The following is a 21,208-nucleotide window of genomic DNA, read 5'->3' on the forward strand; positions in this document are numbered from 1 at the left end:
TTATCGAATGATCAAGAGAATGGATGAAAAAATTCGACTGCTGTGGCGGATGTAGATTCAGATGCCAGAGTAATCTTTTGGAATCTTCGTTCCTGCTGTGACAGTCTCGCCGTCAGCGCCGGGAATTGAGAGGTGATTGCCGTTTTGCTCGACGGTAAAATGGAGGTGTGGGCCAGTCGAATTTCCAGTGGTACCCATTCCACCAATCAATTGACCACGCGAGACGCTCTCACCTTCGACCACATCGAAGCTATTTAGGTGGCAGTACATTGTCTGATAGCCGTTTCCATGGCCTATTTTGAGGTAATTACCACAACCTCCTGCTTCGAATGCTCGGACGTCGACGGTACCGCTGTGAGCTGCATAAATTGGCTCCCCAATGTTGCCGTTGGCGCCAATGTCCACTGCATAATGGCCGGGACGTGCACCGTATGGCGATGTGATGTAGCCTGAAATCGGCCAATCGAAATCCGACCCACTGCCGCCACCGGATGTGGACTGAAGGTATCGTTCGACAGACCAACCCCACACGTTTCGGTCGAGCCAGTGGACACCCCACCACGTATAGCCATCTTCGGTCGTCGGGCCGTTCATGATTTCGCCAACCTCGCCATTGGATACCGTGGCAACCACTGGGGATTCGAGTCCGGGCTGTTCTCGTGTGTTCAATCCTGTCGTGGCGGCGACCCGTTCTCCATCGGAGAATGCACTTGCAGATCCGCTCAGTGCTGCCATTCCAGTGAGCCCTGTAGCTGTGACTCCGAGTGACTTGACGATTGATCGTCGGCTGAACTTTCGTGACATATGCAAATCTACCATTCTGGTCAATATATTTAGTACTTACTAATATTAAAATATAGTTTAAAATTCTCGTATTGATTCGGGCTGAGTTTCTCTTGACATTTCTCAATATGGGTCTGGACACCAAACAACGCGCTTCCGTCTAATGCTGATATCTTGAGTAAATTTGAATCGCCTGCATGAGCAAGGCACATCATCACTTGATACTGCATCCCAATTACACGAAAATGCAATCACGCCAATCGATCCGTGAACTTCGATATTGTGGTCCCGAGCGAATTCTCGTGCTTGGAGCTCGTCGAAGCGTCATCAGACGGTTAAGTCTTGCGAGTAATCGCCTCTCGATGGGCTTGTGGCGCAGTGTGACTGAAAAATTCCGAATTCTGTAGGTTGATCCCTTAGTGGGGTCTCAGTTCGATTGACCGACTGACGGTAGGAAGTGACCGTCGTTTAGCTCGGCGACAATCTCTGTCTCTGTACCGTTGAGTTGGACCTTCAGGCTGGGAGCAAGCGTTCCGCCAAAAAGCTCCTTTTGTTCTTCTGGTGGGAGGTTTCCGACTTCGTCGAGACTGATCGAACCGTGCGAGGTATCGTCTAACCCCCGGAAGTTCTCGAAGCTCTCAACCAAAATGTTGTCACCCTGCGGCATCGCAAGCCACGAATACGCTTGGAACGGTGCTTCTTCTGGATTCGCAATAACTAGTCCGCTCTCGTTAAGTGGTTCGTAGTCGCCGTACAGTGAATCGCCCACGAACCCGTATAGTGCGTCAGGACCACTCAGACCAGGTGCGAAGGTGAATTTGTGGCTAATGGTGAACAGATACCATTTCCCGTCGTTAAACACGAAATGAGGACGCTCAAGCTGCTGGTTGGTCCCAACTGCTTCCATTACCGGCGGCAATAGTTCCCACTCAGTCAACTCATCATTCGTCGCTCGCATGACGCCGATGTTTCCATTGAAACTTTCTGGGTCGTTTGGATCCTTACTTCCAGTTGGCGTGTTCGCCTCGAACACGACAAGGTCTTCACCTGTTTTAGGATGCTCGAAATACCATGGGTCACGGAATGCATAGACGATACCTTGTTCCCGAGACTGCTCGAGTGTCTGGTACATCTCTCCGTCGGGCGTTCCCATGATGACGTGTTCTTGGTCGCCCGTCAGTTCGACACCCTTGGGATTCGTTTCGATGGAAGCCCCAATGCCCACTGCGGGCCGCTGTCGGAACTCGGGTTCTGGGCTCACTGCCGTGTAGAAGTGATAAATCCGCTCTTCGGTCTGATCATACATCGCAGAGCCAGCCCATTGATGATGGCCAAGTGGAGCATCGAATACCTCCCCACCTTCTTGCCAATTCTTACCGTTCCGTGAGTAGAAGTACCGGATGGTGGCTGCATTGTGACGGGCACCTGGGACGAGGTCGTTGGGTGCTGTAAGTGAGAAGACGATTTGCCACCCGTCAATCTTCACAATGGATCCATCACGAGTCCGAAGCGGCCACGTGTCCCAAATCCAATATTGATCGGAAATCGAGTTTGGATTGTCGCTGATTATCGGTGCAGTGGTAGCATCAGTTAGCTCGATCTGCTCTGCTTCTGTGCGTGTCCATTGGTCGGTATTCCCTATTTCAACAGCAGTTGCAGAGCCACTCATCGATGAGAGACTCAGACTGGCAACACCAAGACCAGCGGCTGTTTGCATGAAACTTCGGCGATTCGTTTTCGGAGAGTCGTTCTCGTTTACCATCGCAACCAAATCTTTAATCTATCACTTGAATAAGTTTCTGGCGAGAATTTTGATTATAGAGATAACGATGCTTACGAATGCTATCTAACATATTTACTAAGGTCGTAACTCGCTAATACAATTCGTGAATCTCTGATATCACCTGTCACTCTAACGTGGCTAGTGAATGATAAATATCAGTAAAATGCGACACATCCGTAGCGCGCCGAGAACTTGAAGCGACTTGGAGGGTACTTTGTCCCGTGAATAAGTCAACTGTTTAATCAGGTCGAAGAGTGACCGACGTCGCTTCATAATCTTCCAAAATCGTATTTTGTCCTCCAACGCTGACCTCGCCTGCATCGGTCTCAATGTAGAGACTTGTTTCCAATGTATGTTCGTTCGTCGGTGGTTCGATGAGTGCCTGACGGATTTGGCTCACTGTCCCGGAGAGCATCTGTCCATCGGTCGTTTCGATGTCCGCCCAGAGGTCCACTCCTGACTTTTGATGAAGCCGTGCATGAAGGACTGCCTGCCAAAACCACTCGTACGTTTTCGGGAGCGAATCTGGTTCAGTGACGAAGACTTCCTCCCCTGCCAGCCAATAGGCGCTAAAGAACATTCCGCGAACAGAGCCTGCTAAGTGTTGTTCCGAGACTGCGACACCGTCGCCGCGATCGTGAGTTCCAGACAATAATTGAGCATCACCTATCAAAACCGACTGTGTTGACTGATGCTTTCTTGACTGGGTATCTGTCGCAAACAGAAATAGGACATTTTCGCTCCAACACCGAACAACATCTGCGGCACCTGTATATCGATTTTGTGCTTCCTCAAGGTCACCCACGTCTTGGACGAGGAGGAAAACAAGAAGGTTTCGTCCGACTGCATCTTTTAGTTCTGATTCAATTTCTGGGTATATCTGTTCCGGAATTGCAACGATGACTTCTCTTTGGGCTTTCGAGATGGCGTCTCGCAGTCGTTTGATTGCGGTCTTTTGAGACTTTACCATCTTCAGTTCGGGAGTCCGAGGTTCTGTGTCGTTAAACCGTTCTTTGAGAACCGGTGTAATTGAATCTATTCGACTTGTGAGGGTTGTCATCGATTCTTCCGGGGGTATGGCACGAATTGTCTTCGGCGACGCGTGATCGTTAACACGAACTAAGCCACGATCTTCCAACCGATCGGTGATGGTGTACACTGCTTGCTGTGTGACGTTAGCGTCATCCGAAATGGTACCTGTGGTTGCTTCACCTAGTTCTAAGAGAGTGAGATAGACATCGATCTCCTTGTCAGAGAATCCGAACTCGCCTAGCTCTTCTCTAAGCATTGCGTCGTTTGGCTCACCGTTCCGAGACATTACACTGGTAGTTGAGACTCAGAGATGATTTGGTTGTTCATTCATATGGCCGTGGATTGCGATGGTTTTCGACGATCGTTGGCGCCAATTAGTGGTTAGTATTAGCTACTAACATAGACGCGTTCCACTCCTCAAAAGCGGATTTCTTGCGGTGGTACGCAACCGTCCTCTTCTACCCTCATACCCATCATACTCGTACTCGGTGAACAGTTCTCGCGTTACACTGTCGTAACGCACCCCGAACGGCCAGTGTAACGCACAATGAGTCCTTCTTTCGTCTCGCGAACGCGAGGAGAAAAGAAGGATTCGTTACACCCCACAGTAACCAAGTGGAAATTACGCATCAGAACGGACGCAATTTGCGTCCGGTCCTCATCTCCGCTGGTGCTGTGGGGGCGGTGGTGTTACGCCCGTTTGTGGGAGGGCGTTACGACAGTGTAACGACCTCCGTATCTGTGGCATCCTCTGACATTCCGACCGTGTCGTCCGTTGCGCTCGTGACTGGGGTTGCGTCCCAGAGAGCGTCGTCCTCGGCTGTAACCGCGTCTAATCGATCGTCTTTCTGGGTACGTTTCTTGTTCTCGAGATGGTCGCTGACTCGACTCATGTACGTTTCCCACTCGTCTTGGTCGGCGACGAGCGTGAGCTTCGACCCGCCCGTTGAGAGCGTAATCAGATTGTCCTGGTCGTGTGGATCTCGCTCGGCTTGGGGCTTCTCACTCGAGAGCTTCGCGACGAATTTCATCGTTCGGCGCACTGTGTTCCGATTCGTATTGAGCCCGTGTTCATCGAGGATGTTCCGCACCTGTGCGGACGAGAGTTTCCACTTGCCCTGTTCTTTCACCGCTCGTGCGTGGAATGCTTCCCACACGAAGGTCGCTCGATACTTGTTCCCCGAAAGGTCGTGGGTCTCGGTTTTCCGTGCTTTCGTCTTGCGATGAATTGGAACGAGTTGCTCTGGGTCAGCTGTGACGGTGCCGCTTGTTGTACTCCCATTGGCGGCATTTTCACAATCGTCGAGTGCGCCGTCAGGAAGATCAGTGCCGGTGTGCTCGTCGACGATCTCCCGATCCCAACCCGCGAGCAAGAGCAGCGCGTTGCGAAACAGCTTATCGCGATTTTTTGCGTTCTGGAGCATGATCCCGATGGGATGGCCGGCAATCCAGATGTCTTCGATCTCGGCGTCTGAGGGTGACTCTGCACCTCGCAATTCGATGGCCGATTGCTGGTCTTGTTGTGATTCGAGTTCGTCGATTCGGTTGTCTTTCTCGGCGACTTCCTGCTCAAGGTCATCGATGCGGTCGGTGAGCGACTGAACGTGCTTGGTGAGGTCGCTGACCGAAGCGCCGTCATTGAGAACACTGGACGCTCCGGACGTGGTGGTGTTACTCATTGGCGGGCACCTCCACTGGGACCGCAGTGTCCTCTGCTGGCGTGGAGAGGCGCGGCAGGTGGGCGATGGTGGTGAGCGAACCGATACAACGGGCAGTCGTGTCGCTGGCGGTGTAAGTGTACTCGAGAACAGTCATGGCAGAATCGGGCTGACTGGTGCAGTGGAAGGTGGCTTGCTGAACGTCGTCCTGTGCGGTCGTCGTAATCGGTGGAGCCGTCAGAACGAGATGCGGTCCACAGCGTGTCGGTGCGTTCGTTGCTTTGACCGTGCAAATCGTTCGTGGCGACTTCGTCGTGGTGATACGAACGCAATCACCTGACGAGAGGTGTGTAACGAGCGTGTCGGCATCGCGTGGATTCAACGGCGTCGGAACATACCCACTCACGCCTGTTCACCTCCCGTGGGATTGACGATGCACTCGACAGTGGCATACGTACGCAACCAAGCGTACTTACCCGAAGGAGTGCGACCGTACTGATCAAGTTCAGTGTCGGCGTGCTCGTACTCATCGTAGTAGCAGTACTGCAGCCGATACAGATCGTTCGACGGTGTGGCGACGTACAGGACGTGCTCACCGGGCTCGGGACCACGACAGGAGAGTTGGGGTTCCGAATGCTCACACTGATAGATGATGCCCGTGAGCGTGCGTGTCTGCGTGTGGATCTGAATCGGGTCTGTACACTCTAGCGCGAGGACCGTTCGCTGGTCGGTCATCGATCAGCCTCCCGTTTTTCGCGAAGGCGCTGACAAAGCTGGCAGGGTGCATACTGATCGTCTTGTGCCTCCTCTCGAGTGCAATAGGCGAGTGGATTGTCGGTCTGCAGCGTACAGTGTGGCTCGTCGTCCGCGTCGAGTTCGTGATAGGCGAAAGCGTCGCCTGCAAGCTGATCAACGATAGCGACCGTCTCATCGGCAGGATACGGGTCGCCAGCGATGCGCTGGTCGCGTTCGGCATCGGTGAGGTTGCTTGTGAACTGGGTGTCACAGTAATGGGAGTCGGTGATCTGCACCGCGTAGGTGCCACAGTCCGGACAGCGTTCGAATGTGTTCTCGATCTCCTCGGGGGTGATCGAGGTGGACGTGCGGGTCATCGCCCAGCACCGCCGATGGCTGTCGCTCTCTGAGAAGGGCATTCTGTGGAGGCCATTTAGGCGTGCACCTCGGTTGTGGTGGTGTGAGTGGTGGCGTCGATGTCGTAGCACCGTGCGAGGATGTGCTGGTAGTGTGCGCGGGTTTCCGCGTGGGTTTCGCCCGGTGGTGTCGAGGGAAGGTTTGGATTGCCCGTCTTGGTGGTGGTGACTGAGCGGTAGGTGTCGGTGTCCTCGGGAATTTGGAAGCCCTCTTCGCCGTAGTCGATCGAGAGCCGCCGTTCGAAGAATTGCTGGCAGTCCGGCGTGGCGTAGATGCAGTACAGGTAGGGTTCTTGGCTGGTGGTCTTGGTGCGGGTTTGAAAGCCCACACGGAGTTCGACGAGGTACGCGCGGGTGATTGGCTCGTCGGTAGTGGGCGTGGGTTGGTCGGGGTCCTGGGCGGCGGTGTCGGGTGTGGGTTCGAGGCGTTTGACGGGGTGGAAGGTTTTCTGGCCGAATTGGGCCTCGAGGGAGAGGAGCCCGCCGTTGGGTTTCTCGTCGAAGGACGCCATTAGTCCTGTCCTCCGAAAAGGGGTGGTTGGTAGTCGATGCGTTTTTCTACGGAAAGGGTATTGCTAGTCATGCTTCGGTAGGCTCCGAAGCGCGGTCGGTGTCCTACCACCGGCCTTTCTGCGAAGGCACTCCGCGCTTCTAGTTCATACTATATCGTCTACCCACTTAGTAATTGCTATTAGCAAGGTCAAAACATAGCCTATTACCAAAGTAATTAGTAATGCTAATGCGATAGCTATTAACAACATCATGAGCAAAAACTACTCAAGACCCGTGCCACTGTCATCCGACGATATCGATGAGCTTGATACCGCCATTCTCGATTACTTTTTAGAAGGTCGCGACACAGGTGACCCGTGGGGAAAAGCAACACCAACTGAAGTTTATCGTGCGCTTGATGAACAGGGAACTCTGGAAAAGTTGGGAAATCCTGTACGCCAAACAGTTCAGAATCGTATCCAACGTCTTGCACTAGCCACACATCTCGAAAACAAATATGACTCAGGAAGTTACAGATTCGTTACCGACCCTCGTGAAAATACTGAACGACGATAGGTTCAGGAAATATATCTTTCTGATAGGCACCAGTGTGATAATTATGAATCACCTCTTTGGAATGAGGGAGACTGCCGGTCCAAATCCCGGCGAGCCCACTTCTCTCACTCCACTTCGTTACGTTCGATCAGTGGACTTCATCAGTTGATAAAATCATCTTTTGGTTGGTAAATTAGAGTCGATCGGTGAGATCTGCAAATCCAGTATGGAATCTATCCGATATGAATTCATCTTGTGAATCCTCCCTGTTGTCTTCTAGCCAATCAGAAAATGGCTCTTCTCCACCGATATAATAGATCTCTGCATCGGTCTCAGATAGCTTTCCCCAGATGTGTTCGTCACTTTCCCTGGGTTTCACACCAATTATCGCAATTTTGCTCGTTTCTTGTACTGCGTTGGCCCATTTTTCTTGAAGGCTATGTACAGCGCCGTGACCGATCTGAATATGTTTGTCCGGACGGAAGAGCGACATAGCGGGATATAGAGCTGTATCGTTTCGGCAATATTGAATTGCTTCGTCTAGGTTTACAGCTCGAATACCGCCTGAAAACGTGACTCCCTCTGTAAATGAGACGTTTCCTTGAGCCTGAATTGACTTTGAGATGAAGTTGCACGAACCATGCGGTTTAAGTACGACGACTGGGTCAGACAATTGATCAGGAAAGTAATTGACACCGAATCCATTTTGGACAAGGGCTAGCTCTAGTAGACATTCGTAGTTCAACGAGACAAATGCTGTTTCGCCGCTTGAGATCGAGCCTCCCAGTTCGGATATTAAACGGTCGTACCAAGTCGGGGGTGACAGGATTCGAAACTTTGCGAAATAGTCTCCCATCGCCCTGTACAAGGGTGCATACAGGTGTGAGTGATCTTCGCCTAGTTTTTCCATCCCCTGCTCAAAATCACTGATGAATTCCTCCCGGACGCTGTCAGGTAAAGTACCCCAAGTCTGCGGATATTTCGATGATAGCCGGTCAAATAGCTCCCATCCCAAAGGAGGTTGTTCGGGATAAATTCTTCCTGTGTTCTTATCTACTCCCGTACTTGCACCAGCTCCGATGAGAACTAAGTTCTCCATTTCTATCGATTTATATTATGTCTGCACAACACTTTTCTCTTGTTATACTGAACTATCGCCACCCCCACGCCTCCCATAAATAGACACTCGCTGAATCGCTATAGATGTCTCTATAGCCCAACTTCGGCCCTGCGCTCAGGCTACTTCAAATGGTGTGTACCTCTATTGGCGAACCTCAAGGAAGGTGATCGAGATGTGGACATCTCGTTTCGCGTAGGCCAAGGTGAACGCCAACAATATGAAAAGGGCAAACACCCCGAACGCTACAAGCACGGCTGCCGAAGGTGAGATTGCTGTCAGAATCATTGTTCACTCTACTATAATTACTCAGTCGATCTGCCACTCATCTCGTCGGAAAACCGCCGATCTCGTCTGTGTCCGTCGGTTTCTCGGAAACTAACTCGACATTTTCATTGGAATCGCCAGAGTCCTCCATGTCTACCCATGGCACCCACTGGCGAAGGTTTTCGATGATATTACGATACTTCTCAGGGATAGCTTCCTTAAGCTCATCGGGAAGGCTTGACCAAGTCCTCGCGAAATGAACCCAATACTCGGGGGTGATGTTGTCCCAGTAGTCGTTAGGATATTCATCTATTGGAGTCGGGTCCGGTAGAAGAGGGTCGCGGGAAGGCTCTTGTCGCCACACTGTTGTATCACCTTCGTCAAGCGCTTCGCGGACGATTTCTTTAATGGTACCCAGGTCGCTCATCGATACATCAAGGGAGTTTCATATCTCTCTGTATTTGTCGGTGAACGAGATGATTTCCCCGTCTACACCGTCTCGTTGGCGGTGCCTCTCGTCAACCACGACTGTAACAACTCCAAGGGTGACTCGTTCAATACCCTTTTGCTGGCCGAATTTCGAGAAATCGAGGCTCTCGACGACACCGAGAACCTTTTCTCGCTCATGTTGCGCTAAGGGCAGTGCAGAGCAGATGGCCTCCGCAATACGCGTTTTGTCCCACTGGCTCTGTCGGGTACTGAGGTTGCCATCAGAATGGTGTCGTCCGTCGTGCAGTTCCCGAAGGCGCTCGGCATCGCTATCACCATCGTTTTCCTTTCCGATGCGTGTTGCCATCGGACTGACGTATCCAGCGCTGTATGCGTCTTTATGGGGACTCCCGCCAGGCTCATCGGACGAGGCATTGATACTGTCGTAGTGGTGAGTTCGCCCTGGTGGATGAACTATAGGTACATCGTGGTACCTTTGTCCACTATCTCTACCATCCTCCGTACTTGTTTGTGAGACAACTTCGTAGTCTGCTTCCACAATCTCCTCGGTCGAGATGTCTTGCAATTCTTCTGGAATCGGTTGTACGTCGCTATCATGCCCATAATTGGGGTCATCATTTGGTTCCATAGTTGTAACTAAGGTTGAATTTCACATTTGCAGGGATACGCGCGATATCGCTACACACATGGCTTGATGTCGAAGTAGCGTTTTCAAGCGAGGCAGAAGCTCGGAATGAAAGAGTCGCCTCAGTATGAGCGTTGCGCGCAGTAAAATACTGGGAACGCGATAGCGTTCCTCCCTTCATTTACCTGTGTTGTAGCTAGGAATACTTAAAGGGCTATCGACGATTAACTTCCCGTTGTGAATAGTTGAGGGATCTGTACACTATGATCATATATGTATAGTAAGAGGGCGAGTACTGAATTCACGCCTTGTATTCGGTACGATTCCTGAAATCTATCAATCTCGGAGGCGCAAAAAGAACACGCCAATAGATCACAGCAGAATATCGCCTTCAAGGTGAAAAGACTGCACTCTTACCGAAATTCGTCAGTTCCAGAAGGATGGAACAGGGCAATATTGTCAAACCGACAAAACCAAGCCCGTGTCTTGGCGGTTAGTTTGCTCTACCGATTCTCCCCATTTGGTTACGAGCTGGCAAAAGAACTCATGGATGAGGTGATGGAACAGGATCTGGGTCCCTTGGGGCTGTTCTCTTCATTGCGTTCACGTTATCGGGGATCATTAACGGGGTTGTCAAGAAGGGGATTCATTGAACTGTATCTGTAAAATCGAAACTCCACAAAGAACTCTTCAGACATAATGAGATTTCGCCGCTGCCCACTTGGCCACTCCGTAGAACCAAATACCGGCAATGGAAGATACAGTAGAGTTAGACAAAAAATGGCCATCAGAGATACATAGTTTTATACTGTCAACATATACTCCAAGTTGATGAGCAACGAACGCGCCCTCGGAGACCACCTTGGCTACCTCGCATATCACATCAAAGCTCTCGACCGACTTGACGCCGATTTAGAGACCGAACTCGCAGCCATCCGTGAGGAAGCTGATTCTCAAGAAGAACGTATCACAAACGAACGCAACGCTCTCAAGGACTATCGCGACGACGTATCGAATCGTCTCGTCAAGCTTGAAACACAGATCGAGAACTGCTTCGAGGATGCCACCGAGACTACCCGGGAACGCGCTACTGACATCCAAGAGTCCGCCGCAGCAACCCATCTTGACGAAGCCGAGGTACCCGACACCGAGTTCCAAACCGCGAACGATATCGGGGAATGACCTCTAAACATGCCGTTCATCGTACGTATCGAAGGTGAGCACTGTACTCCGTTCGAGGCTGATACAACCGACTTAGCATCCGCGATTCCCATCACCAAAACGGCTCGTTCGCCGTCCGTGCTTCTGATATCCGACAATTCCGCCGAGTGGGTGTCAGGATAGGTCAAGCGGGGAATCGACGGAACACCGGCGGATGAAATCCATCGCCGCGTCCAAACATCAGTCTGATGGCACGATCTCGTGGATTTGGAGCGAGTACTGCTCTGGGAGATGGTCGATGTTAATCCGTATTTTTAACACTCGTTCTTGCTTTGCTAACTCCCCCATCACCGCAACCTGTGACCGCTCGAATGACGCGTTTCCAGTCTTGATCTCACAGTAGTACCTCGCCAGTAGGCTCCCACTCCACCCATCCCTGGCCTGTACAATACAGTCGGGCGTCCACCGTTTCGTGCCGTTTGGAAGATCAACCGAGACCGGCGAACTAGTATCGACCTCAAGGATCAGTCTCGACTCTAGCTTATCGTCGTCGATTGCCAAATCTTGTCGAACGAAGTAGTAGAGCGCGTGGGGTTTCGGAGCAGATAATAGAATCGCCTCTCCAAGTGCTCCAAAGAGATTCGCACCGACGTCGAACGTCCACGTCTGTCCATCGATGTTAGCAGGCTCCGTAATTGACGGCGTGTGGTCGGCAAGAAGATAGGCATCGATATCATCGGGTTCGTTCTCCGGTGCGGCTTGAATCTTGAGTGAACCATCGAGTGCCGACAGTTGGCTCGCGTAGGTCTCGGCGTGTGATCTCGACCCGAATTCGAACGTCCGACTGTAAGCTTCGATGACGTCAGGAAGCGTGCTGTTCACATCGATGGTACCCGCCCCCACTTCGACAACGAATCCAGTCTGCTCACACGGTATGATTGGGTCAACGGTGTGGTCGTCGATCGATGGCTTACACTCCGTCGACTGCTTGATAAGATCCCCATCCTCGAATCTCAGTTGCACTGTCTCGTGTTCATCAGCGGTCATTGAGTCAAATTCAGAGTACATTAGCAAAAGTATTCGATGTTCTTTCAGTAGACTAAGGGACTCGCTATTGTACAGTCCTGTATGGCACGTGCGGAGAATACGGAACTCATCAACCGATTCGAACAGTTGTACCGCGACTACTATGCAGAGATGATTGGAGAACTCGCCCAACAGTACCCGAACGAAAAGCGCTCGCTGTACATCGACTGGGAGGACCTGTATCGATACGACGCGGATATCGCGGATGACTACCTCGCACAACCACAGCAGATACAGGAGTACGCCGAAGAAGCACTCCGCTTGTACGACCTTCCAGTGGACATCAGTCTCGGACAAGTACACGTTCGGATTCGAAACCTCCCCGAGACGACTGGTATCAATTCGCTCCGCGCTCGGCATGTGAATACACTAGTCGCGGTAGAAGGCGTCGTTGTGGACGCGTCCGATGTCCAGCCCAAAATCCAAGAAGCCGCGTTTGAATGCCAGCGATGTGGTACTCTGACGTATATTCCACAGGGTGGAAACGACATTCAGAAACCCCACGAATGTCAAGGATGCGAACGGCGGGGGTCGTTCAGGATCAACTTTGACCAATCCGAGTTAATCGATGCTCAAGAACTGGTCTTGCATGACCTACCAGGCACAGATGATAGGGAATTGACCGAGCTTCCTGTTCGTCTTGAAGATGATATCACTGGTCTGGTCATTGATCAGGATCGGGTAACGGTGGTTGGTATACTGCATCTGCAGCAAGAAGAGAATAGCTCTCGGTTCGATACCTATCTTGATGCTATTTCCGTTTCGACCCAGGATACCGCTGAGTGGGCACAGTGGGGCGAATACTTGGACGTGGAACGTCCCATTGAGCCACTTGAGTCGGATTCTCTGGAGACATTCGTCACTCGTAGTCGGCAAATCCTGGATGAAGGACCAATGCTGGACGAGTTCGGTACACAGACCAAAATCATCACGCCATTTCTCAATGTGTTGGGTTGGAACGTGTACGCACCGGAGGTTCAAATGGAGTATCCACGGAACGATGACACAATTGATGATCGAGCGGATTACGTTCTATTCCGTGATGGCAGTCCCGCGGTGATCGTGGAGGCGAAACGGGCCGGTCGCTCGTTGCAGGACGGAATTCAGCAGACGAAGCGGTATATGCGTCTCATCGGTACGGATTGGGGGCTCGTCACGAATGGCGAGCGGTATATCCTGCTCCGTAGTGATCCAGACAGTGAGGAGCCAGCAGAGGAGACCATATTGGACGTAGGATTAGAAGAGCTACCGAACCACCCGCATCGATTAGCTGGTATCTCAAAGACATCGTCCGCTAATACTGATGAAGTGTGACTGGCAATTACAAGCTGGTTTCGGGATGTAAATGAATATAGACGTCGAATTATCCAACCCAGAGGTGACAAAGTCAGTAAAAAAGTGATTTAGTGGGTTTGCTTCCCAAAGCTATAATTTTCCACATTTCAATTTCATGATTATGAATGAGAACGAACTAAAAACGATGGGAAACAACCAAGATATGTTTGAACGGCTCTGTTTGACCCTCTCTCAACCAGATATCGATAAGTCAGTTGTAGAAGCGAGCGTACTCCAATTAACTGGTGGCACCGGCGAATCCAACGACTTCGGTGCGGACACCCGTGGTTCAATCCACATCGCTATCGTCTCTGGCTCCTCAGCAAACTTGTCTCGGTTCATCTCCGCCGTTGCTGATCTTGCACCCCAATCAACCCATTTGAACGGGACCAGTACAACGCTCGCTGGAGCTATTGGCACGGTAAGAGGTGGTGAATTAACTCCAGGCCCCCTTCTTGACCACTCTGTTGAGTTCACATTCATTGAGCAATTGGACGCAACCGATAATGACACCCGTGGAGCACTCCAACAGATTTTCGATGCAAACTCGTATTCATTCGCGAAGTCAAATTATCGAGAGACGGTGCCAGCAAGTGGGTCTGTAACAATTGCGGTAAATCCGAGATATGGTGAATGGGATCAGTATGAAGCAATAGGGGATCAACTCAATCTCGGACCCGAAGTGAGCAGTAGCATTGATCTCGTTACGACCAATATTACCGACCGATCAACCTCATTCAACGAGGCTATCCATGGGCGGGTAGAACCCCTCGCCCCTGAGCTCGCTCGTGAGTATCTTCACCTTGCTCGGTCAAAACAACCGTCGTTGAGTAGCGAAGCCGAACGCACGATTGAGGACTTTATCGAGCGTATTGAGGACTTCATCTCGGAAGAAGAATATCAAACGGTGGGATCAACTCGGTTGAAGGAGTCGTTGAGTCGGTTTGCACAAGCACACGCACGTCTTCGACTCAGTAAATCGGTATCATCTGGAGATGCGGACCGGGTAATTTCACTGTTTGAGGACACTTTAGGGGATAGGGGGATAGATTTAGAGGATGAAAAATTCGATGCTGATGTCGTCGAGACAGGTACGTCGAAATCGGCAAGAGATCGAATTAAAAACGTTAAACAGCTCATCTCTGATATCGAAAAAGAGTACTCGAAAGGAGCACCGATTGAAGTAGTAATCGACCGCGCTGACGAAATTGGTATAGACCCGTCGAAGATGGAACACGAAATCGACAAGCTGAAACAGAAAGGTGAAGCATATGAGCCCTGGACCAATCACCTTCGCGTGAGTTAAGGCGTTTTACTCATTCCACGGCTTGATTTCTTTTCCACACTTGGTGCATACCTTTGTGAATCCACGTTTCTCCCAGTCGTGATGACAGCCGTCCTCACCTTGATTTGAAGAACTGACTGGTCGCCACTTAGGTTGATTATCTGACTCATCGCCAGCGTCATGGTCGATATACACTTCTTCATTCATGACGGTCATCATCGCGCCACAAGAACGACACGAGTATTTGGTTCCACCAAATATCTGGTTCTTCCCTCTCCAGCTATGGAGGTGGTTTGTGTGTCCTTTCTCGCTAAATTCACGATGTTTGTGTGGCTCAGCGAGAGATGCCCGTTCGAAAACGAAGTGTGACTTCCACTCCGGCGACCTAACAAGTGGACTCGAAGGGCGGTATCGGTTCTGTTCTTCATCATAAAGGAGACTTTCAGCACGCAAACCACATCGAAGACACCGATTCCCGCCCTCCTCTCGATGAATGAACTCATGGGGGCACGCTGGAGCCGGATCAATCGGTGTCCAACGACCCTTTGGGTCTGATGGTGTCTCCCGAGGTGTAGTCCACGGCGCTAAGGCTGGAGGACGTGAATACGATGGCGAGTACGCGATTGGTTCGTTCTGTTCGCGAAAAGCTTTCGTGAGACGGTCGATCAAGAAGCGGTCGGTCGTAAAATCGTCTTCAGTGGCCCAATATACGCTGTAGCCCAGTTTGAGATAGTCGTGAGTTGTCGCTCGAATATCTTTATTCTCATTCCGGTACTGGGCCTCGACGATAATGCCTTTCCCGTAGTTGGCATCCGACCCTTCGAACTCTATGAGAGCGTCGGCCCTTCGGACGTCTGGGGCGGTTTCTGTCTGGGTGACATCAAGTGTTACCTCGGGCTCACACTGTTTGTACGAGTTGGACAGTTGGCTGAGTCCTGACACCGCCATCGATTTCATCTTTCGGTGGGCGTCAGATTCCCCGGTCCCGCCACAGTTCTGACCCGCTCTGTTTGTGGAGATATGGTAGAAGTGTCGCGCTCGACCATCTTTGAATGGTCCGCGGGCACGCATCTCCTCCCCACAAGAGGTACATTCGACTGAAACGCCATCGCTCACTCCCTCTGGAATGACGATCGTGTTCCCTTTCCGAGCGATGAACGGCATAACATGAATCTCTATCTGAGAATGTTATAAATTCTAGCTAACCAGAGCGACTGTAGATCGTACCCCTTTGGAGAACGCTTCATGTTGTGCGTGAGCGTGAAAGAAATACTTTTTCATCCTAATTAAAAATTATAATATATGTCATCACTCCTGTTACGTCCGAGTTTCTTACCCGAGGACGACGACATCACACTCAAAGAACAGTTAGACGCCGTCATTCCTTGTACGTTCCAAGAGGGGGATCGAAAGTACACACATACTCTTTAACACCACGGGAAAGAAGGCACCATCACGGACGTCCTGCAGGACACTCTCGGAGACGAGACTGGGCGCGAACTAGACTCCTACAGCTACCGCATCGAAACCGATGGTGAGGAAATCGATGTCTGGTTCCGGCATCGTGACTTGGTACCGGTATCACAGTAACTAATCACCGATACTCCACTGCAATGGGCGATAACGAACGCAAACCAACGTGGCCACAGATCAGAGATGCACTCGAAGTCAACGAGGATCGTCTTCTCATAGTAATTTGCGGAAGTCTTTGCACTTTCCATCGTACCAGCTCTCGGACTCGAATGAATCTGCGTGATGAATACAGGGCGCGTATCTTGCGCTCTCGCCTCCAGGGAAACCGGTGACAATCATATCCGAGTTGTGGAGTGAGGGAGACTGCTACTCAGGCATCAAGGTCCTCGACGTGCTCTAGGAACTGCATTTCATACGAGTAGATACGAGCGCTGTCCCATTGTTTCGCAGGGATGACCTCATCCATAAACTCACGAGCCTCCTCTTCAGAGTTCCACTTAAAGAGAACGACGACCTCGTTCTGATTCGCTGGTGATCTAAAGACACGCCCCCCCTGAGATCCGTGTTCAGCACGCAGATCCTCTAACTCCTCCACAACTGCTTTCCATTTCTTGTAGTCCCCGACCACCGCTCGTTGGAGCGAATAAACCATACCCTAATGAGGTACCACACCACGATAAGGATGTCCAGTAGTTAGTGGTGTGCTGACCTCATCCTCTACATCTTGCACGGCGGTTCTGACAGTCGGCAGTATCGGTGGACCTGTGAGCGAATTGCTCTATGCGCGTCTCAACGATGAGTTCGAATGACGTTACTCAATCGAGCGCGTACGCAGATCACGCTCTGAATGCTTCTTGTGTTTAAGAGTGCTACCCTCCCGCTATATCACGATCACCTGTACCAACGAACGAGTGCTATTCTGGTCGAATCCAGATTACATGACGCGCTTTTGGCTTCTTCTTGCGAATCTCGACCTCTTCTGCAAGCCCGTTCAAAACCATATACGTCTTCCGCCGTGACCACCCGACTTCCTCCGCGATTTCACTCGTCATAGAGGATGTCAGTATCGAAAACCATGAGGAGCCATTGGGTGCACAGGAAGGCTTCTCACGGGTGTCGGAAAGGAGCTAACCACTTCAATCACACCCATGGGATGAAGGGTCCGACAAACGGTGCTATTCCTCCCGCTTGAATCAGTTTTTTGGCTGTATATTTGTGCAATTAAAATAGAGTTTATATGCATATATCATACTTGTTTACTCGGTATCGATGTCTGGCCGCGACACTCTCGACCTCTACAATCAATGAACGCTGACGGAATTGACTGTAAAGCGATCAAATGATGCCCACCATCGAACTCGCAAGGAAGGGTTCTGGTGTGCTTTATTTTCTACCGGGGCGATCATCGTCATCAATTGGGAGTTCGTCCTCGCTCACGAAGACCAGGGAGAGTGGATGGAGTTTCTGGTCTTCGAATGCGCCGAGCGTTTCATCGTCAAGTCCTTTAATGAGGGCATCGACGCTCAGCGCTATTGTATTGGATTGTTCGTGCGTTTCAATTCCCACATCTGTGAGCTCCAACTCGTGACCGTCTTGCAACTCAATCGAGATCTTCATCCATACTCGGGTTGATATACTAGTGACAAAACATTTCGGGCTGTTGGAACAGGGGATATATGAGTGAGCTCCGATAATACGGTGTGATTCACCCCATTCCCGTATGTTAGCGAGGCCGGGGGGAAGATACAGATACATCGACTAACGATTGTCATCAGTTACTTACTGGCCAGTCGCTGTTCTCAAATAGTGAAAATACATCTGTTCAAAACGGTCTTGCCCTCATGATATTCCCATCAGTGTCGATCCTCGTTCCATTTGTTCGTACCCCCCTATTACTTTGGACAAATTTGGAGGTACAGATTGGCATTTGACGGCTTTAAAATTGAATAGAATTTCTTAGGGCTGGTTTCCGGCCATAAAATCCAGCCTTAGAATCCTAAGGCTGGATTGAAATCATAAATGTAACTTTTCACGGCTTCAAACGACTGAAAACTGGACTTACCATGTTATCTCTATTAATGTTACTATTCCAACCTTAGGTTTGCGGATTGATATGGGCTCACGTAGGTAGTATCACGGAATAGAACACCTGTATCCAGCCTTAGATCTCAATTATTAACCTTCTATTAATATACTATCACATACTTGTGCCTTCGGGGACATACCCGTCGATCCGGTCGTCGAATCATGACATCTCTTGCGTTCCCAAAGTAGTTGGTACAGGGGGCCCTTGTGAAATGAAATGAGTACTGGCCTCACTCAATGTCCTGACTGTGGATGGACCGGGAAGACACGTGATTGCGTGATCGATGAACTCGAACGACAGTGTCCTGTCTGCCACTACGTATTTCGACGTAATTCGTGAATCGGGGAATCTATTCACTCTTTCTCCGGAAGCCATCAGATAACCACCCGTGGACTCAACTTCCCCCGCTTTACCTCTCCATTCTCGTGCAGTTCCTCTAGCCGTCGATGCGCAGAGGGCCGCTCAATTTCAAGCGTATCCGCCACCCACCGAGCGGTCACTGCCGGAAACTCTGACTCGCGCATTGCCGTCAGTCGTTTCCTCTGTAAACTGCCCGCGAGTATCGCGCTCTCTCTCGTCTGTCATCGTAGACGGTAGGGGGTCTCCTACTCCACCTTCGCGTGAACCTCGCCATCTTGCCAGACTGTAACGATCGCCCCCTTAACCGTGAATTTCACTGATGTAACGGTATTTCCTTCCTTGCTGAAGAGGTCGTCAAGGGAGTCAGGATCGATGTAATCGTAAAGTGTCCACTCTCCCGAGTCTACGTCAATTCCGTCGTGTTGTTCGAGGGCTTTGATGACGGTTTCATGGACTGGTGTTATACCCCCATCGGAACGTCTTTCGAGTGTCGTTGTTGCCCACATCCTCACACACCACTTGGACAACTCTTATGGCGGATATAATAATGATATCGGCTAGCACGGTCTCAAGACAAAATAACAAATATTCTACTTGTCGGATGTGTCTGTCGCTCATCCCGCGATCCGTGGCGGCATAGTTAGTCTCAATCTCCGCAAGCAGTTCTTTCGCTTTTGGGAATCCACCAGATAACCACCCGTGGACTCAATTTCCCACGTTCTAACTCACCTCGCTCGTACAACTCCTCGAGCCGCTGATGCACTGGCCGCCGTTCCATCTCGACCGTATCTGCGACCCACCGAGCGGTCACTGCCGGAAACTCTGACTCACGAACTACTCGAAGAATATCGTCATCACTTGTTTGCTCCGCAAATCGTCCCTGCTCGTCGCGCTCACTTTCGTTCTCTGTCTACGTGGAGTTATCGTTCCCTTCTACCGCCAACATCACCGAGTTGTGCATCAAGCCGTTCTGTTGCCGACGCAATCCGTTCCAGCGCACGGACTGCCCGCCAGACGAGATAGAACGTGAATACTAACGTGGCTACTCCCGCCCAAAGTAGTGGTGCACCGAGCAGAAATACGCTGTACAGGAGTGTGACGAGAGCAACCACGATAAGACCAATTTTGTACGGTGATCTCTGATTTCTAGTAGCCATAATCATCATTCTCTTTGCAAGAGTATAAAATGTTTGATGATGTAAGAAATTTAGATTTACAGTTGCTCAAAAAACAGTCTTTCGCGATTGGTTGACTCTCTACTCGCTCTCCTCTATGTTTCGACCCTCAGAGCCAACTCCCAGCTCATTGGGATATAGATCATCCCACAGATATCGCCATCACTCGTTTGCTCCACAAATCATCCCTGCTCATCGCTCAGTCTGTTATCATCTACCTCTTCTATGTCAACCTCGACCGTATCGATTCGAGAAAATAGAGAAAACCACCGAAGAGAGCTGACTTTCATCCCTAAGAGTACAGAAAGGATATGCTCACTGTACTCTATGTAACCCACTGAAGATGAGTTCCCGAACACGACGAGTATTTCTTAAGTACACTAGTACGCTTTGTCTCACTGGTCTTGCTGGCTGTGCAAGCTTTGGACAACAATCCCAGGCGACTCTCCCGCGACTTGGCGAACTCAAAGCACTGAATCTCGACGACAAACCACATACAGTCCATGTACTGATTGAAAAAGATGGAAAAGCAGTCTGGCAAGCCTCAAAGCAAATGAAAGCTGCTCCCTCAAATGGTGCAACTGGAATCATGTTCGAAGGCTATCCGTTGAAACCGGCTCCGTATCTCGTCCATGCCTGGAAAGATAACCAAGCACAGGAGGATGCACGAAGTTTTGATTTCTCTGAACAGGATGCCGAATGTGTTGGTCTAGACGTTCAAATCGGTGATCCCGGTAGTGATTTAGAAAACCCTCACCTTGCGATTTTCTCTACGACAAATTGCCCCGAATGATGTTTTGATGCGACTGTTGAGAGCTCCATCATTACTTGCTTTCTCACCATATCGTCCCTGCTCGTCGTCCAGTCTCGTTTTCAGTTGGAGAACATACTGAATCTGTTCTTCCGATCTCACGTCTTCAAACCACTGATTGGTTGCTAACTCACTTCTCGATAATATTCAGATGGTGAATTGCCGTTGGCGATATGAGCCGACCTGCCGGTAGTTCAATCCAGCCGTTTGCCTGGATGCGTATCGGCCCTTCGTGGAGTACTTCGTCTTCGTCAAAATCGCCGTAGATCACCACATCCTTGTATTCTTTCTCGAAGAATTCTTCTGCAAATTCTCTGAACGCATCGTCTGGTGCAATCATATTTTCATTTAATTCATGTGCTGTGAAAAAGATAGCGCCGCTGACAATCGGTACAGAATGTGGCAAGTTCGAAGACGCCTTGTTAGTTGTGTCCGGTCAGTAGTGATGGGTTCCCAGACTCTCCAATAACTCAAACTCTCCGGGTATGATCGCGAGAATGGGTCAACACCCCTTCTGCAACAA

At 50.5% G+C, this 21,208-nt stretch carries 21 protein-coding genes and 3 pseudogenes; 7 read left to right on the top strand and 17 right to left on the bottom strand.

Annotated elements, in window-relative coordinates:
- Positions 1–57 precede the first annotated feature (57 nt).
- From AC1XDK_RS24385 to AC1XDK_RS24420, 8 genes are all read right to left on the bottom strand, one after another.
- Positions 58–594 carry a M23 family metallopeptidase gene (locus tag AC1XDK_RS24385; protein ID WP_483352621.1) on the bottom strand — a complete coding sequence of 179 codons (537 nt, stop codon included), beginning with the start codon at positions 592–594 and terminating at the stop codon, positions 58–60.
- A gap of 616 nt (positions 595–1,210) precedes the next feature.
- The gene (locus tag AC1XDK_RS24390; protein ID WP_483352622.1) at positions 1,211–2,500 is read right to left on the bottom strand and encodes a glycoside hydrolase family 68 protein; all 1,290 of its coding nucleotides are present in this window, start codon (positions 2,498–2,500) and stop codon (positions 1,211–1,213) included.
- A gap of 304 nt (positions 2,501–2,804) precedes the next feature.
- Complete coding sequence (locus tag AC1XDK_RS24395; RefSeq protein WP_483352623.1) at positions 2,805–3,854, bottom strand: TrmB family transcriptional regulator; 1,050 nt, start codon at positions 3,852–3,854, stop codon at positions 2,805–2,807.
- 457 nt (positions 3,855–4,311) lie between these two features.
- On the bottom strand, positions 4,312–5,277 hold the full coding sequence (locus AC1XDK_RS24400) for a hypothetical protein (RefSeq protein WP_483352624.1): 966 nt from the start codon (positions 5,275–5,277) through the stop codon (positions 4,312–4,314).
- Positions 5,270–5,662, bottom strand: coding sequence for a hypothetical protein (locus AC1XDK_RS24405; RefSeq protein WP_483352625.1), 393 nt, complete (start codon positions 5,660–5,662; stop codon positions 5,270–5,272). Before AC1XDK_RS24405 ends, AC1XDK_RS24400 begins: the two co-directional genes overlap by 8 nt.
- Positions 5,659–5,991, bottom strand: a complete 333-nt coding sequence (locus tag AC1XDK_RS24410) for a hypothetical protein (RefSeq protein ID WP_483352626.1) — start codon at positions 5,989–5,991, stop codon at positions 5,659–5,661. Before AC1XDK_RS24410 ends, AC1XDK_RS24405 begins: the two co-directional genes overlap by 4 nt.
- Positions 5,988–6,410 carry a hypothetical protein gene (locus AC1XDK_RS24415; RefSeq protein ID WP_483352627.1) on the bottom strand — a complete coding sequence of 141 codons (423 nt, stop codon included), beginning with the start codon at positions 6,408–6,410 and terminating at the stop codon, positions 5,988–5,990. The genes AC1XDK_RS24410 and AC1XDK_RS24415 overlap by 4 nt, the downstream gene beginning before the upstream one ends.
- Positions 6,411–6,424: 14 nt before the next feature.
- Positions 6,425–6,919, bottom strand: coding sequence for a hypothetical protein (locus tag AC1XDK_RS24420; protein WP_483352628.1), 495 nt, complete (start codon positions 6,917–6,919; stop codon positions 6,425–6,427).
- A gap of 250 nt (positions 6,920–7,169) precedes the next feature.
- On the opposite strand from AC1XDK_RS24420, the gene AC1XDK_RS24425 reads away from it, so the two are divergent.
- A complete protein-coding gene (locus AC1XDK_RS24425; protein ID WP_483352629.1) occupies positions 7,170–7,475 on the top strand; it encodes a hypothetical protein in 306 nt (101 codons plus the stop codon).
- 172 nt (positions 7,476–7,647) lie between these two features.
- Here the strand turns inward: AC1XDK_RS24425 and AC1XDK_RS24430 are convergent, their stop codons facing one another.
- The 3 genes from AC1XDK_RS24430 to AC1XDK_RS24440 form a co-directional block, all read right to left on the bottom strand.
- The gene (locus AC1XDK_RS24430; protein ID WP_483352630.1) at positions 7,648–8,553 is read right to left on the bottom strand and encodes a hypothetical protein; all 906 of its coding nucleotides are present in this window, start codon (positions 8,551–8,553) and stop codon (positions 7,648–7,650) included.
- A gap of 343 nt (positions 8,554–8,896) precedes the next feature.
- A complete protein-coding gene (locus AC1XDK_RS24435) occupies positions 8,897–9,265 on the bottom strand; it encodes a hypothetical protein (RefSeq protein ID WP_483352631.1) in 369 nt (122 codons plus the stop codon).
- An 18-nt stretch (positions 9,266–9,283) separates the two neighbouring features.
- Positions 9,284–9,916 carry a hypothetical protein gene (locus tag AC1XDK_RS24440; RefSeq protein ID WP_483352632.1) on the bottom strand — a complete coding sequence of 211 codons (633 nt, stop codon included), beginning with the start codon at positions 9,914–9,916 and terminating at the stop codon, positions 9,284–9,286.
- Positions 9,917–10,744: 828 nt separating this feature from the next.
- Between AC1XDK_RS24440 and AC1XDK_RS24445 the strand changes: the two genes are divergently transcribed.
- A complete protein-coding gene (locus AC1XDK_RS24445) occupies positions 10,745–11,095 on the top strand; it encodes a hypothetical protein (RefSeq protein ID WP_483352633.1) in 351 nt (116 codons plus the stop codon).
- A 219-nt stretch (positions 11,096–11,314) separates the two neighbouring features.
- Here AC1XDK_RS24445 and AC1XDK_RS24450 read toward each other — a convergent pair whose 3' ends face one another.
- Complete coding sequence (locus AC1XDK_RS24450) at positions 11,315–12,121, bottom strand: DUF8081 domain-containing protein (RefSeq protein ID WP_483352634.1); 807 nt, start codon at positions 12,119–12,121, stop codon at positions 11,315–11,317.
- A gap of 81 nt (positions 12,122–12,202) precedes the next feature.
- Between AC1XDK_RS24450 and AC1XDK_RS24455 the strand changes: the two are divergent.
- The 4 genes and pseudogenes from AC1XDK_RS24455 to AC1XDK_RS24470 form a co-directional block, all read left to right on the top strand.
- Positions 12,203–12,934: pseudogene (locus AC1XDK_RS24455) on the top strand (minichromosome maintenance protein MCM); the annotation flags it as partial.
- A 210-nt stretch (positions 12,935–13,144) separates the two neighbouring features.
- Positions 13,145–13,474 (top strand): annotated as a pseudogene (locus AC1XDK_RS24460) (type I restriction enzyme HsdR N-terminal domain-containing protein); the annotation flags it as partial.
- Between the two features lie 142 nt (positions 13,475–13,616).
- On the top strand, positions 13,617–14,801 hold the full coding sequence (locus AC1XDK_RS24465) for a minichromosome maintenance protein MCM (RefSeq protein ID WP_483352635.1): 1,185 nt from the start codon (positions 13,617–13,619) through the stop codon (positions 14,799–14,801).
- 1,422 nt (positions 14,802–16,223) lie between these two features.
- Positions 16,224–16,370 (top strand): annotated as a pseudogene (locus AC1XDK_RS24470) (DUF8139 family protein); the annotation flags it as partial.
- A gap of 253 nt (positions 16,371–16,623) precedes the next feature.
- On the opposite strand, the gene AC1XDK_RS24475 reads toward AC1XDK_RS24470, so the two are convergent.
- From AC1XDK_RS24475 to AC1XDK_RS24490, 4 genes are all read right to left on the bottom strand, one after another.
- Entirely contained in the window at positions 16,624–16,905 is a 282-nt protein-coding gene (locus AC1XDK_RS24475; RefSeq protein ID WP_483352636.1) for a hypothetical protein, read from the bottom strand.
- A gap of 731 nt (positions 16,906–17,636) precedes the next feature.
- Positions 17,637–17,870 (bottom strand): hypothetical protein, encoded by a 234-nt coding sequence (locus tag AC1XDK_RS24480; RefSeq protein ID WP_483352637.1) that lies wholly within the window; start codon positions 17,868–17,870, stop codon positions 17,637–17,639.
- A gap of 1,074 nt (positions 17,871–18,944) precedes the next feature.
- Positions 18,945–19,205, bottom strand: a complete 261-nt coding sequence (locus AC1XDK_RS24485) for a HalOD1 output domain-containing protein (protein ID WP_483352638.1) — start codon at positions 19,203–19,205, stop codon at positions 18,945–18,947.
- Positions 19,206–19,619: 414 nt separating this feature from the next.
- Positions 19,620–19,865, bottom strand: coding sequence for a DUF8066 domain-containing protein (locus AC1XDK_RS24490; protein ID WP_483352639.1), 246 nt, complete (start codon positions 19,863–19,865; stop codon positions 19,620–19,622).
- Between the two features lie 352 nt (positions 19,866–20,217).
- Here AC1XDK_RS24490 and AC1XDK_RS24495 point away from each other — a divergent pair, with 352 nt between their 5' ends.
- The gene (locus AC1XDK_RS24495; RefSeq protein ID WP_483352640.1) at positions 20,218–20,667 is read left to right on the top strand and encodes a hypothetical protein; all 450 of its coding nucleotides are present in this window, start codon (positions 20,218–20,220) and stop codon (positions 20,665–20,667) included.
- A 148-nt stretch (positions 20,668–20,815) separates the two neighbouring features.
- On the opposite strand, the gene AC1XDK_RS24500 is transcribed toward AC1XDK_RS24495, so the two are convergent.
- Entirely contained in the window at positions 20,816–21,025 is a 210-nt protein-coding gene (locus AC1XDK_RS24500; RefSeq protein ID WP_483352641.1) for a hypothetical protein, read from the bottom strand.
- Positions 21,026–21,208: the final 183 nt, after the last annotated feature.

It is taken from the genome of Haladaptatus sp. HS23 (assembly GCF_056892285.1).